The following is a 13,489-nucleotide window of genomic DNA, read 5'->3' on the forward strand; positions in this document are numbered from 1 at the left end:
CCAACGACATTTGGCCCGGTTGGCGGCAGAATCAATGCCCCAAGCGCACACCTGGGGTAGACCGATTTCCGCACACCGAAAACGGAGAACATTCCTGGAGGTGGAGACAGGGAGCGCCTGGACCAATCCTCTGACTTCCCTGCAGGGTTTCCTTGCGATCCCGTTTATTGCACGTAAGACGGCGACCAATGACGCTCATTTCCGCTAAGGATACTTGCACGGAGCGGCATCTGTCATGTCGTCGGCGGATAATCCTTGGCGTCGGTTCTCGTGTGGGGGTACGCCGGTGCCGAGTGCATTAATGGGTCTTCCTTAGGAGGCTTTCTCGATGACCATCCCGTCGCCAAGGCATACCGAACAGATATCCGGCGCTCAAGCACTGGTCCAAAGCCTGGAACTAGTCGGGGCGGAGGTGATCTTTGGTTTGCCGGGGGGTGCGATCCTGCCAGCATATGATGCACTGATCGATTCGAAGCGGCTGCGGCACGTATTGGTACGGCACGAGCAATGCGCCGGACACGCGGCAAGGGGATACGCCCAGGCGACCGGGAATGTTGGGGTTTGTCTGGTTACTAGCGGACCCGGCGCGACCAATCTCGTCACCCCGCTGGCCGACGCGCACCGAGACTCGATCCCGCTTGTGGCGATCACCGGTCAGGTCCCCAGCACTGCGATCGGAACAGACGCTTTCCAGGAGATTGACGTCCTAGGGATCACTCTTCCCATTACCAAACACGGATTCGCGGTCACCAACGCCGAACAAATACCCGCCGCGATCGCCGACGCTTTTCGAATTGCCAGGACTGGCAGACCTGGGCCGGTGGTTGTCGACGTGTGCAAGGATGCCTTGCTCGCCGACACTCCCTTCACCAAACCACGAGCGCCTACGCCTCAGGCGCCGACCATGTGTGACGAGGGGTTGCTGCGTAGCGCCCTAAAGCTGTTGAGTTCGGCAGCGCGGCCGGTGCTATACGTCGGCGGCGGTGCCATTCTCGGGGAAGCTGCCCCGGAGTTGTTGCGCTTCGCAGAGCATGCCGGGGTACCTGTGGTGACCACGCTTATGGGGCTCGGCGTTTTCCCGGACAGCCATCCATTGCACATGGGCATGCCGGGTATGCACGGATCAGTGGCGGCCGTCGGCGCTCTGCAGCAGGCTGACTTGCTCATCGCGGTCGGGGTTCGCTTCGACGACCGAGTGACCGGACAACTGTCCACGTTCGCTCCCGGAGCGAAGGTCGTCCACATCGACATCGACGCCACCGAGGTTTCCCGGATCCGGCACGCCGACGTGCCCCTAGTCGGCGATTGCAAACAGGTCCTCGGCGAACTCCACAGGCTAAGCGCCGCAGCAGCCGTTCGCCACGACTTCACGGCCTGGACGAGGATCTTGCAGGGATATCAGAAGACCTATCGCCCAGCCTACGAACAGCCCGCGGACGGGCTGTCTGCCCCAGGCGTGCTACGCAGGCTGAGCGAACTGGCCGCGCCGGACGCGGTCTACGTGACCGGGGTTGGCCAGCACCAGATGTGGACTGCCCAGTGCATCGGCTTCGAGCGTCCGCGCTCGCTGATCACCTCCGGCGGGCTTGGCACGATGGGAGTGGCGGTGCCGGCCGCAATGGGTGCGAAATTGGCGTTGCCGGAACGCGAGGTCTGGGCGATCGACGGCGACGGCTGCTTCCAGATGACGCATCAGGAGCTAGCCACGTGCGTAGCCGAACGAATCCCAATCAAGATAGCTGTGATCAACAACGGTAGTTATGGCATGGTCCGGCAATGGCAGAACCTTTTCTACGACGAGCGGTACTCGCACTCTGAGTTGAACGCCGTTGGGGCAGCGCCGGATTTCGTGCGGCTCGCCGAAGCATACGGCTGCGTCGGCCTGCGATGCACGACGGTCGATGAAATCGACGAGGTGGTTCGGGGCGCTCAGGAAATCACCGACATTCCCGCCGTCATCGATTTCCAGGTGCCCGCCAACGAGTTGGTGTGGCCGATGGTCGGGCCAGGTGCCAGCAACGATGACATTGCCATCGCCCGGGGTATGTCACCACGCTGGGATGCGAGCATCGTCCGCGAGGAAGTCATCACGAGAAACTCGAGTCACGAGTTGGTCGGAGCCTCGCCCCGTGCAGTTTTCGTGGTTGCACGGGACACGCCTTACGTGGTACCGCGCATTACGGCCACAGTGCGCCGCTGCGGCCTCACCATAGACCGGATGTCGCTGGAAAGCCACGGCGGACGGCAATATTTGGATCTGTTCTTGGAACCCTCCGGGGATCGTGGCGGAACCTTGGTGGACAGCCTCCGGGACCTGGCAGATGTTCTCGAATGCAATGCTAAAGCACGGGAGGAAAGTCATGAGTACGAGCGGCTCGGCCACAACGCAATCGGGTAGCCAAGAAACTACGAGCTTGCCACGTCAGCGGCGCGCAACCATGAAAGCGCTCACGCTCGTGGCGCACAACGAGGTCGCGTTGGCAGAACGGCCGGTACCGCGCCCAGGCCCGCGCGAGGTGGTAGTGCGAACCACCGCGTCGATGATGTGCGCGAGCGATGTACACAATCTAAGCGGCGCAATGGCCGTGCCGGTGGGCCGGATCCTCGGACACGAGAGTGTCGGGATCGTGAGCCGCGTTGGCGACGCGGTGACACGAGTACGCGAAGGCGAACGGGTGGCGGTTACCTCAGTCACGCCGTGTGGGTGCTGCGATTTCTGCCAGAGCGGGGCACCACAGCAGTGCGGTGGTGGGGTTGGTGGCTACAAGTTCACCACGCAACAGGACGGAAGCCTGGCTGAATATTTCGTCGTGCCGGACGCCGATTTCAACGTCGCCAGGATCCCCGGCGAGCTGACCGACGAGCAGGCGTTGTACGCGACCGACTCAATGAGCACGGGGCTCGCTGCGGCCGAACAGGCTGACATTCCTCTTGGCGGGACAGTTGCGGTGTTCGCTCAGGGCTCGGTCGGTCTCTCCGTCACGGCAGGAGCCCGCTTACTCGGCGCTGGCACAGTCATAACCACTGCGACTCGCCCACTCAACGCCCGGCTGTCCGCGCAGTTCGGCAGTGATCTGGTCATCAACCCACGCCACGAGGATGCGATCAACAAGATCCGGGACGTCGTTGGCCAGCACGGGGTCGATTGCGCCATCGAGGCACTCGGCACCCACGAGACCTTCGAACAGGCCGTTCGCGCAACGAAAGCCGGCGGCACCGTGGTCAACGCCGGCTACCACGGCTGGCAGGCCACCGGGCCGCTGCCGATTCCGCTGGTGTCCTTCGGCTTCGGCATGGGTGGCAAGACAATCCGGGCGATGCTCTGCCCCGGCGGTTCCGAGCGCCTTCAGCGGTTGTTCCGGCTCATGGTCAACAAGCGCATCGATCCCACACCGATGACTACGCACCGCTTCGGCTTCGCGGACGCGGCGAAAGCCTTCGACCTTCTCGCTTCACGCGCTGACGGAATTATCAAGCCGCTCATCACGTACTGAGGGACGACATGACACAGACTGCAGGCATTCTCGGCGCTGGCTATTCGGTCCCGAACGGGGTCCGACGCAACGACGACCCGGCATATGCTTCGCTGAATCAGAACCGCAATGCGCAGGGCGTGATCGAGGCGGCCGTCTTCCGCGGCCTCGATCGCCGCCGAGTGCTCGCCAAGGGCGAACGCATCGAAGACCATGTCGTCAAGGCCGCTGATGTCGCGCTGGGCAAAGCAGGGCTCGAGCCCGTCGACATCGACCGGTTGTACGGCTACATCACCGTGCCGGAATACCTCACTCCCAACAGCCTGTACCACGTGCACCACCTGCTTGGGCTTCCCCCTGAAGTCATGGTCGTGCCGATCAACAGCGAGTACAGCAACTTCCTGCTCGGCGTCGTGCACGCAGCCGAGGCAGTCGAAGCCGGCCGGACCCGCAACTCGCTGGTCGCCTGCGGCGCCAACTGGACCGGGCACATGGACTACACCAAAGGCCACGCGGTCAGCATCGGCGACGCGGCCGGTGCGGCGGTGGTCGGTCCGTCCGATCGATTCGTGGTCGTTGACCACTTGACGCGGACCGCAAGCAGCCAATACCACGGCCTGACCATGACCATGAGAACGTTGCACCTCAACGGACTCACGCTGCTCCCCACCGATCCGGTCACCGGACTGCCGACCCCGACCTACGACATGACGCAGACCGGGATCGAGGACCTCGGCGGGCTGATCAAGGACGCCGTCCCGGTAGTGGCACTGGACCTGCTCAAACGCAATGACGTGGACCCGAACCAGGTAACCCTGCTGACCCACCAGGGTTCCCGGATCCTGATGGACCACTGGAACGAGCGCATCAAACCCCGGGAATACCTGGACACCCTCGCCGAGCACGGCAACATGACCCTGGCCACCTACCCGGTCAATCTTGCGTACTACCTCGACGAGATCACCACCGAGTACACGCTGATCGTGGCAGTCGCATGCGGCCTACACGTGACCGCATTGCTGCTGCGCAACTGAGCTGCTGCCACGTCCGGCAACATCGACCAGATATTTTGGTTCGAATCTGTGATTCGATGGCGAAACCTTTCGGGTTTCGCAGCGACCAGCGCTGCAAGATGCAGGCGCTGGTCGCTGCGTTTCGTTCCGGGTGGCTGCGGCGGTCGGTGTCCGTCTCGGGGCTCCGTAGTGGTCACGGCGACCGCGGAAGCCACTGATGCGATGCCGACGTGATCGACCCCCTGCCCGCCGATCGCGGAACCTGACAACGAGCGCTGTAACGGGCATCTCACACACAACGGTCCGCCCCGAAGAATCCACGGCGGAAAGACTTGCATTTTCGGGTAGCGTTTCCCAACCCTTTCGGGCATTGCGAGTGAAAGAAGCTGGCGCTCGCGGGTAACGAGGCCCCACACTCACGGTTCGTGATGATCACCGAATCGGCCCGGCCATCCGGACATGGAGCCCCAGAGCCGGTCCATCCGGCAGCCAGAAACGCTCCGACGTGAGAGCCGCGCCCCGGTCCGATTCCCTTGCGATCCAACCAAGCACCTCATGCAGCGAACTGCCTGGAAAGCGGCCCACATCGCTACAACAACGTTCGACGATATTCTTCGGATAATTTCCGAATCAACCGCACACAGGGCGTTTGCGCAGAAAACGGCCACCCGCACAATCCCGCGCCAGCCTTCCTGCGAACATTCAGCCAACCCATCGATAGGTGGAGGAGATTTGACCGCGAGTCGTCCCGCGATGACGGCACCTTCTTCGAGAACCCTCTCCGGACGCCAGCGCACAGAAATCGCCACCAGTACGGGCCGAAGGCGCCGAGCTTTGCCCGAGCTACTACCTACCGCAAGCGGGCCGACGAACACGCCTCAACCGTGGCCTAGGTCTCCGGGACTGCGAGCATCATTGGTGACGAGACAGCGCATCGCGAGAAAATCGACGGCCAGATCGAACTGACCACCGGAAACATCGAGGCGGTCATCAGCCGTGGCAATCTCTGGCACCACGGGATTGACGACAGTTACCAGATCGAGGATCTCGACTTCATCAAAGTCTAGGTCAGCGATGCCGAGGATCTTCCGGTCGTACGCGCAACATGTGACGAAGTGTTCGCGCCGCACACGAACATCGCTTATCTCAACGTAGCCGCGTGCCGACCAGATCTTCTCGTCGAAATTGAAGGAATCTGCCAAAGGAAGGCCACTCGTTCATGAGACACACCCGATACGTCGCAGACGGTAATCAGTCCATGTCTTCCAACGGAAACCTCGTCGAGCAACTGGAATGGCTCGCAAGGGCGAACAGTTGGCTGGACCGGCCCGCCTATATCGTGGATGAGAAGACCTACCAGTACCGGGATATCTATGCGGGCGCCGGGCGCGCCGCAGCTGGGTTCAATGACTGTGGTCTCGGCGTGGGAAACCGGGTGCTGCTCGCCTTGCCCGACAGCATCGACCTCGTCTGTGCATTACTCGGCGCCCTGCGCACCGGCATCGTTGCCATACCTGTCAACTCGGACCTGCACCCCGATGAGTTGCGCCGCGCCGCCGAGATCGCCGAGCCCGACGCTGTCGTTTGTGGACCCGAGCTCGCCCAATACTTCCCAGATCCGTTGATATCCCCGGGCCACCTGCAAACGGACCGCCCCCTGCCGCCGTACGCCGAATTCCCTTCGGATACGCCAGCACTCGGGCTGTTCACCTCTGGTACCACCAGCGACCCCAAATTGTGCTTCCACAGCCACGGCGACCCGTCGATTTACGATCAGGGCATCGGTTCGATCATCGACGTCACACCAGCCGACGTCTGCTTTTCGGTGTCCCGGCTGTACTTCTCGTACGGCTTGGGCAATTCGATCTTCCTTCCGCTTTTCCGTGGCGGTACTACCGTGCTCAGTCCGGAACGTGCGACAGAAGAAATAGCGCTATCCCTGATCCGGGAGCACGGCGTGACCGTGTTCTACGGCCAACCCAGTTTCTACGCCAGGCTGCTCGGTCATCCCGATCACTCGCTGCTCGCCAGCTTGCGGCTGGCGGTCTGCGGCGGCGAGGTGCTGCCGAACGCGTTGGAGCGCCGACTGCGAGAGGTGCTCGGCGAACGGCTGCTCAACGTTTTCGGCAGCACCGAGATCGGGCATGCGGTTTTGGCGAACAGCACGACGGACTACCGCGAGTTCACCGTCGGGCGAGTGGTGGAGCCGTACCGGTTGCAAATCGTGAACGAACTCGGGGAGGTGGTCCCGCCAGACGTCGAGGGGTTTCTCGAGGTCGCCGGACCAACCATCGGGCTTGGTGTGCCGCGCGGCAGCGATCAGCCGCAGCGGACTGGAGATTCCTGGTACCGCACCGGTGATGTAGCGACGGTCGACGAAGACGGGTTCTTCCGCATTCATGGTCGCGCCGACGACATCGAGATCGTCGCAGGCGCCAACGTGCACCCGACCGAGGTCGAAGACCTGCTCATGACTCATCCGGCGGTCCATGAAGCAGCGGTCTGCTCGGCTCGGAATGCAACGGGTGTCTCGGCACTACGCGCGTTCGTCGTGCTGACGGGTGACGCGGAACCCGACACCGTCCGCGCAGAACTCATCGTAGCGGCAAAGCAGGCACTCACCTGGTACAAGGTGCCGGAGGACGTCGTCTTCGTCCCTGCGCTTCCCCGCAATCCGACCGGCAAACTACTGCGCCGACAATTGCGCGTCTTGGCGGCGAATTCAGAACCGGAAGGTACATGATAATGGCGCATGCGGCGGCGGAGCCAGGGAAGAAAGACGGCATAAAAACAACCCTTGCGGTAGCGATCACGATGCTGCTCTGGGCTTCGGCGTTCGTGGGAATCAGATACGCTGGCGCCTACTTCTCACCTGGTGCGCTGGCATTAGGCCGGCTGATGGCCGGATCGGTGGGCCTCAGTGCGATCCTGGTACTGCGTGGCGAAGGGTTGCCGCCGCTGTCGTCGTGGCCAGGCATCATCGGCGTGGGTGTCTTCTGGTTCGGGCTGTACACGGTGACGCTCAACTGGGGTGAGCAGCATGCCGACGCTGGGACGGCAGCGCTGGTCGTGGGCACGGGCCCGCTGCTGTTGGCGCTATTGAGCGGATGGCTGCTCAAGGAAGGCTTTCCTCCCCGGCTGCTGATCGGCATTACCATCGCGTTCGCAGGTGCCGTGTTGGTCGGTCTGTCCACAGGCGACGGTCACACCACTGTGCTGGGTGTGCTGCTGTGTCTGGCTGCCGCCACCGGATACGCGGTCGGAGTTACGGCGCAGAAGACCGCTCTCAGGCGCGCTTCTGCGCTGCAGGTGACGACGTTCGGCTGCGTGGTCGGTACTTTGGCGTGTTTGCCGTTCGCTGGGCAGCTCGTCAACGACCTGGCCGCCGCGCCCCTCGGTGCTTCGCTCGCGATGGTCTACCTGGGCTTGTTGCCGACCGCGCTGGCCTTCTACACGTGGGCGTATGCGCTGGTGCGGACACCGGCAGGCCGCCTGGGAGCAACGACATACGCGGTTCCGGTATTGGTCGTGTTCCTGTCGTGGCTCCTGCTGGGTGAGGTACCCACCCCGATCGCGTTGGCCGGCGGTGGCCTAGCGCTGCTCGGCGTTGCGGTGTCCCGGGCCAAGTGGAAACGCGCCGATTCAGCGCCGGCCGCCGAGGCGCACGATTGACCGGCGAAGCGCCCAGTGCCCACAATGGAGGTTGGCGCGATGTACTTGTTCCGCAGTCGTTTCCGACTACTCGGAAGGCCTTTGCCAGACGAGGACCAGTCCCGTGAACACCGCACCACCGACTGGTATCGGCGTCACCGACGTTTCCACTCCACTGGAAGTACGCACCTGCCTGCCCACGCCGCCGCGTGGATGAAAGCGCCCCGCGCCCGACCCGTCGGATTCCAGGGTCCGGCGCGGGGCGCTTTCATCGCTCCCGATCTGGTTACTCCTCCGCCGGAAGCTCGATACGCGGGAACAGTGGGGTGGGCTTGTCAAGTTCGTCGCCGCCGTCGCCGAGCTGCGCGGCGACGCGCTGGGCGGCACCGGGCAGGAATGGGGTCAGCTCGTCGGCCACCAGGCGCCCGGCGTCGACAAGCGTGCGTAGCACGACCTCGAGGTTGGTCCGCAGGTCCATCTTCTCCGGGATCGGCGGGCTGCCCCAGTCCCTGGCGGTGGCGAAGGACCAGTCCAGAGTGACGATCAAGCCCTTCGCACCGGCGTACCTGGCGCGCTCCATGCGCGCGAGGATCCGGTCACGATCTCCAGCCCAGTAGATCTGGAAGAAGGTCTTCGGGGTTGGCCTCCACGACGTCCTCGCGCCACGACCCACGCCGACACGTGGTGACCGCGCGAATGCAACGTGTCCTGGCCGAAGAGTTTTGATACCCGGCCCTCCTGCGGCAACGCGACTGCAACGGCAACAGCATGACGATGCGGCCACTGTTGCCGGACGTTGTGGAGGGCGAGACGAAGATGCCGTGGACCGAAACCAGCCGCACGACCGCGGAGGCGAATCAGGACGTCCCCCGGCGCGTGATCCTCATCGGACCTCCCGGGGCGGGCAAGGGAACCCAGACGCACACCCTGGCAACCCACCTCGGCGTTGCCCACATCTCCACCGGAGACCTCTTCCGCCGCCACGTCGGTGGCCGGACCGTTCTCGGCGAGCGGGCTCAAACCTTCATGGTCCGGGGCGAGCTGGTCCCCAACGAGATCACGCTGGCGACGGTGCGCAACCGACTCGCGGAAGGCGACGCCGCCGGTGGCTTCCTGCTCGACGGCTTCCCCCGCACCGTTGAGCAGGCCGTGTTCCTGCAACAGCTCCTCCGGCAATCGGGAACCGGCATCGACGCGGTCCTGGAAATGCATGTCGAAGAGGACGAAATCGTGCGTCGCCTCGCGGGTCGGCGAACGTGCCGGGAATGCGGTCGCAGTTGGCACGTCGAGTTCGATCCGCCCCGCGCGGAAGGCTCGTGCGATGCGTGCGGCGGCGCGTTGGCCCAGCGCGACGACGACCGCGAGGAGGCGATCCGCCGCCGCTTGGACCTCTACGAGCAGGAAACCCGCCCACTCCTCGACTTTTTCCGAGAACGAGGTCTGCTGGTGCGAATCGACGCACGCGGGCCCGTCGCGGAAGTCGGCGAGCGAGCGATCAGCGCTGTGGGCACAACAGACCATAGTGGACGATCCTGATCGCACATCTGCAACGCGACTGAAGCCACCGCCGACACATGCCCCACACCCCCGAACTTCCAGTTCGATACGCAGTGTCGCGCTGGCACCGGACACCTCATCGCCAGCCAACTTGTCGAGCCGGACTCAACCGCGCGGTAGCCGTAGCAGGCTTTTGCCGTTGTAGCCCTGATCGCTGTAGGTCTCGAACCGTCACCAGCCCGCCGCCCGATCATGTGCAGCGCGTAACACTCGACGATGCCGTGCTTGACCTCTCTGGTGGGCACCGTGCTCGGTGTCGCTGTCGAGCCGGATGGGTTCGTCGGCCACAGCCCGACGTCGGCTGGCTGGGGGCCTTCCCGTCAGCGTCCTCAGCCGAGCGAGGCGAGCAGCGCCTTGCGATCCACCTTGCCCGTGGCCGTGACGGGAAGCGTGTCCCGGAGCACGAACCTCGCGGGAACCATCCACTCTGGCAGCGACCCCTCTGCGGTCGCCCGCAGGTCCGACTCCGACAGTCGGCTGCCGGCGACGGGCTCCACGAACGCCAGTAGATACCGCTGTCCTTGCTCGTCATGCGGTGCGAGCACGGTGACCTGGCGGATCAACGGGTTGCGCGCCAGGTTAGCTTCGACCTCCTCCGGCTCGACCCGGTTTCCCCGGACCTTGACCATGCGGTCGGCACGCCCCACGAAATCGAGCACACCGTTGTCCAAAGTGCGCATGTAGTCGCCGGTGCGGTACATCCGGCTACCCGGGGAACCGTAGGGATCGGCGAGGAAACGCTCAGCCGTCAGGTCTGGCCTACCGTCGTAGCCCCGGGCGGGGCCGGTGCCCGCGACGTAGGCCTCGCCGGTGGCCCCAGGGGGCACCGGGCGCAGGTCGTCGTCGAGCACGTAAACCTGGCACTGGTTCATGGCCCGGCCCACGGGAACGCTGCTCTCCGCCTGGTACGGCGCTGTGATCAGGTGCCACGTCGAGATGACGGTAGTCTCGGTGAGGCCCCATCCATTGGCGAAGCGGAGATCAGGGAAGCGGTTCAACAACCGCTCGATCGTTGTTCCCGCCACGACGTCACCACCGGTCCAGAGCAGTTCGAGACCGCCTAGGAAATCCAAGGCGTGGTCGACCACCGAGTTCAGCCGGTAGGGGATCAAAAGGGCCGAGGTCGCGCCGCTCCGCTTGATGTACTCGGCCATGTCAGAGGGGCTGACGTTGCCGGGCGGGGCCACGACCACGCGGCCGCCGCCGAGCAGCGGAACCCAGATGCCGTAGGTGGTTCCGTCGAAGATCGGCGGGGAGGAGAAGAGCACTGCTCCCTGGTTGATCTCGCGCCAGCACTGGTCGGTCGCGAAGGCGGTGACGGTGCGATGGGTGATCGCCACCCCCTTCGGCGTACCGGTGGAACCCGAGGTGTGAGTGATGTAAGCCAGCTGTTCCGGGTGGATCACGGGCAGAGCCCCGCTTACCGTGTCAACCGGCTGGTCGACACGCAGCACCGGCACCTCGGTCCCCTCCGGGGTGGACAACAGCGGATGGAGCGCGGTCTGCTCATCCACCAGCAGCATGGAAGGACGGACCTGCGCCACGAGGGTCTTGCCACGGTGCGGGTTCACGTCCAACGGGAGCGGGACGTAGACCGCGCCCGCCCTGAGAATGGCCAGCAACGCCACGACGAGATCCACCGAGCGGTCCATCAGCACCGCGACCCGAGCCTCGGGGCCGAGTCCCCGTGCGAGGAGGGCGAGAGCCAGCCGTTCGGACCGCTGGTCGAGCTCGCCGTAGGTGAGGTGGCCGTGCTCACCAACGACCGCCGTGTCGTCCCGGTGCAAGGCGACCTGTGCCGCGAACATCTCCGGCACGGATTCACCAGAGGCGATCACGCCCTCGGCGAGCGCGGAGACCAGGCTCTGGGGCCTGATGTCGGGCCAGGCAGTGCGGATGTGCGTCAGGCAGGTCGCACGATCCGACTCGCGCAGCGTCCTCTCCCAGCCTGCCGGAGCGGGCAGCGTCGAGGGCCACAGCGAGTGCTGGCCCTCGAGGTTGACCAAGACGTCGAACGGTCCCGCCTCGTCGGCGAAGGGATTCGGCATGGTGAGCGCTCCTCAGTTTTCGCGGTCGCCGTCCGGTCAGGCGCGCCAGGTCACGGGGAGTTCCTTGACACCGAAGACGATGAAGTCCTCGTGGAACCGGAGTTGGTCAGCCGGGACAGCGAGTTCGAGCGTCGGGAACGCCTCGAACAACGCCGTCAGCGCGATGCGCAGCTGAAGCCGCGCGAGCGCGGCCCCCAGACAGAGATGCGCGCCGTGACCCAGGGCGACGTGTGAGCTGGGCGGGCGACTCAGGTCCAGCTCGTCAGGGTTCGTGACGAAGGCGGGATCTCGGTTGGCGGCGAGTTCGGAGAGCAGCACGAGTTCGCCCGCGCTGATTCGGGTGCCCCGGATCTCGACGTCCTCGGTGGCGATCCGAGCGGGGCCCGCTGAGATCGCCGTCAGGTAGCGCAGCAGTTCCTCGACGGCGGACTCGACTCGATCCGGGTTTTCGCGCAGCCACTGCGCCTGGTCGGGATGCAGCAAGAGCGTGAGGATGCAGAGTCCGAGCATGCCCGCCGTGCTCTGGTGGCCCGCGAGGAGAATCAGCTCGCCGATCGAGGTGAGTTCCTCGTTGTCGAGCTTGTCGCCGTGATCGCGGACCAGGGTGCCCAGCAGGTCGTCGCCCGGCCGTTCCCGCGCGCGTTCGACGAGTGACTTGAGGTAGGAATGGCTGGCCCGCCTGATTTCCAAGCGCTCCTCGTCGGAGCGCGTGACGTCCGTCTGCTGCCTCGCACGTTGCTGGAATTGGATGTGGTCGTCGTATGGAACTCCCAGCAGTTCGCAGATGACCAGTGACGGAACCGGTAGCGCGAAGTGCTCGATCAGGTCGACGTTCGGCCCCTGCGCGCGCACCGCGTCGAGGCAGTCTGCCACGACAGCGGAAACATTTGCTTCCCGCTGGCGCGTTCGGTTGGTGGTGAAGGCAGGCATGAGCATCTGCCGGAACGCGGTGTGCTCCGGCGGGTCCATGCGCTGCAGGTTCGCCTTGCGCTCGGGCGCGCTGTCGAGGGGACTCGTGCGGGGCGTGCCGGGGTTGTGCCTTAGATTCTTGATGTCGTTGCTGAAGCGCCGGTGGTCGGCCAGCACTGCTCGCACGTCCTCGTGACGGGTCACGAGCCACGCCTCGATCACGCCGCCGGGAAACGGATTGGCCAGGGCGGGCATGGCAATCGTGGTTCTCGGCAGCTCTCCCCTGTCGCGTGCCGCAGCGACCTCCGGGGGAACCGAGAAGGTCTGGAGATCGCGCACTATGTACGCGGGCAGTTGCGGCTTGTCACTCATGGCCATCCTCGTCGGATCGTTGGTACGCGCGCGGCTGATCGTGGGCATTCGCACGCGACGGCTCGAGCAGCGACTCGCGGTGCCTCGCCAAGCCCCGCACGACCTCGACCCCTTTTCCGTCCTGCTGTCCCAGCGCCGCCATCCGAAGACTGGGGGCGGTGTCACCGCCGAACCGCGTGCACACGTACGCGTGCGCATCGTGGAGCGACCGAATCGCCGCGATGAGCTCCGCGTGCGGTTCTCCCAACTCGGCCACCGTCGCCATGTCCTCGCGGAGCTTCCTCATGGCGTTCAGCAAGTGGCGGTGGTCCCTGGTCTGGAGGCCGCTGAAACCCGGTCGCACATGAGGAGGCAGCATCGTCGGCCGAACCCGCTGTTCGTAGTCGACAGGGCTGAAGTCGGCGGTCAGTCGCAGCGCGGCGGTGGAGCCGAGCGTGGTCAGACGCACGAAATCGACGCACCCCCG

General features: G+C 64.7%; 11 protein-coding genes. 6 read left to right on the top strand and 5 right to left on the bottom strand.

What is annotated here, in order from left to right; all coding sequences use genetic code 11:
• Positions 1-328: 328 nt before the first annotated feature.
• The 3 genes from SSPN_RS47260 to SSPN_RS0134480 are packed head-to-tail and all read left to right on the top strand — an operon-like array spanning position 329 to position 4,507.
• Positions 329-2,398 carry an acetolactate synthase large subunit gene (locus tag SSPN_RS47260; protein ID WP_083822267.1) on the top strand — a complete coding sequence of 690 codons (2,070 nt, stop codon included), beginning with the start codon at positions 329-331 and terminating at the stop codon, positions 2,396-2,398.
• Complete coding sequence (locus SSPN_RS0134475; protein WP_237710899.1) at positions 2,361-3,494, top strand: alcohol dehydrogenase catalytic domain-containing protein; 1,134 nt, start codon at positions 2,361-2,363, stop codon at positions 3,492-3,494. The genes SSPN_RS47260 and SSPN_RS0134475 overlap by 38 nt, the downstream gene beginning before the upstream one ends.
• 8 nt (positions 3,495-3,502) lie before the next feature.
• Entirely contained in the window at positions 3,503-4,507 is a 1,005-nt protein-coding gene (locus SSPN_RS0134480; protein WP_010314007.1) for a beta-ketoacyl-[acyl-carrier-protein] synthase family protein, read from the top strand.
• Between the two features lie 857 nt (positions 4,508-5,364).
• On the opposite strand, the gene SSPN_RS0134485 is transcribed toward SSPN_RS0134480, so the two are convergent.
• Positions 5,365-5,688 carry a hypothetical protein gene (locus SSPN_RS0134485; RefSeq protein ID WP_010314010.1) on the bottom strand — a complete coding sequence of 108 codons (324 nt, stop codon included), beginning with the start codon at positions 5,686-5,688 and terminating at the stop codon, positions 5,365-5,367.
• 56 nt (positions 5,689-5,744) lie between these two features.
• Between SSPN_RS0134485 and SSPN_RS0134490 the strand changes: the two genes are divergently transcribed.
• Together SSPN_RS0134490 and SSPN_RS0134495 are read left to right on the top strand one after the other, a co-directional pair.
• Entirely contained in the window at positions 5,745-7,229 is a 1,485-nt protein-coding gene (locus SSPN_RS0134490) for a class I adenylate-forming enzyme family protein (protein ID WP_010314012.1), read from the top strand.
• 2 nt (positions 7,230-7,231) lie between these two features.
• The gene (locus SSPN_RS0134495) at positions 7,232-8,158 is read left to right on the top strand and encodes a DMT family transporter (RefSeq protein ID WP_044576403.1); all 927 of its coding nucleotides are present in this window, start codon (positions 7,232-7,234) and stop codon (positions 8,156-8,158) included.
• Positions 8,159-8,423: 265 nt separating this feature from the next.
• Here SSPN_RS0134495 and SSPN_RS60910 read toward each other — a convergent pair whose 3' ends face one another.
• A complete protein-coding gene (locus SSPN_RS60910) occupies positions 8,424-8,810 on the bottom strand; it encodes an alpha-hydroxy-acid oxidizing protein (protein ID WP_237710900.1) in 387 nt (128 codons plus the stop codon).
• Between the two features lie 101 nt (positions 8,811-8,911).
• Between SSPN_RS60910 and SSPN_RS0134505 the strand changes: the two genes are divergently transcribed.
• Entirely contained in the window at positions 8,912-9,673 is a 762-nt protein-coding gene (locus SSPN_RS0134505) for an adenylate kinase (RefSeq protein WP_272941790.1), read from the top strand.
• Between the two features lie 350 nt (positions 9,674-10,023).
• Here the strand turns inward: SSPN_RS0134505 and SSPN_RS47265 are convergent, their stop codons facing one another.
• The 3 genes from SSPN_RS47265 to SSPN_RS57240 are packed head-to-tail and all read right to left on the bottom strand — an operon-like array spanning position 10,024 to position 13,471.
• Positions 10,024-11,742, bottom strand: coding sequence for an amino acid adenylation domain-containing protein (locus SSPN_RS47265; protein WP_010314019.1), 1,719 nt, complete (start codon positions 11,740-11,742; stop codon positions 10,024-10,026).
• Positions 11,743-11,778: 36 nt separating this feature from the next.
• Entirely contained in the window at positions 11,779-13,023 is a 1,245-nt protein-coding gene (locus SSPN_RS0134515; RefSeq protein WP_010314023.1) for a cytochrome P450, read from the bottom strand.
• Positions 13,016-13,471 (bottom strand): hypothetical protein, encoded by a 456-nt coding sequence (locus SSPN_RS57240; RefSeq protein WP_237710901.1) that lies wholly within the window; start codon positions 13,469-13,471, stop codon positions 13,016-13,018. Before SSPN_RS57240 ends, SSPN_RS0134515 begins: the two co-directional genes overlap by 8 nt.
• Positions 13,472-13,489 lie beyond the last annotated feature (18 nt).

The organism is Saccharopolyspora spinosa NRRL 18395, assembly GCF_000194155.1.
Taxonomy (GTDB): Bacteria; Actinomycetota; Actinomycetes; order Mycobacteriales; family Pseudonocardiaceae; genus Saccharopolyspora; species Saccharopolyspora spinosa.

Coding starts and splice junctions, on each gene's coding strand:
- SSPN_RS0134515 (WP_010314023.1), bottom strand. CDS start 13,023: ATGAGTGACAAGCCGCAACTGCCCGCGTACATAGTGCGCGATCTCCAG.
- SSPN_RS0134495 (WP_044576403.1), top strand. CDS start 7,232: ATGGCGCATGCGGCGGCGGAGCCAGGGAAGAAAGACGGCATAAAAACA.
- SSPN_RS0134475 (WP_237710899.1), top strand. CDS start 2,361: ATGAGTACGAGCGGCTCGGCCACAACGCAATCGGGTAGCCAAGAAACT.
- SSPN_RS0134480 (WP_010314007.1), top strand. CDS start 3,503: ATGACACAGACTGCAGGCATTCTCGGCGCTGGCTATTCGGTCCCGAAC.
- SSPN_RS47260 (WP_083822267.1), top strand. CDS start 329: ATGACCATCCCGTCGCCAAGGCATACCGAACAGATATCCGGCGCTCAA.
- SSPN_RS47265 (WP_010314019.1), bottom strand. CDS start 11,742: ATGCCGAATCCCTTCGCCGACGAGGCGGGACCGTTCGACGTCTTGGTC.
- SSPN_RS0134505 (WP_272941790.1), top strand. CDS start 8,912: ATGCGGCCACTGTTGCCGGACGTTGTGGAGGGCGAGACGAAGATGCCG.
- SSPN_RS0134490 (WP_010314012.1), top strand. CDS start 5,745: ATGTCTTCCAACGGAAACCTCGTCGAGCAACTGGAATGGCTCGCAAGG.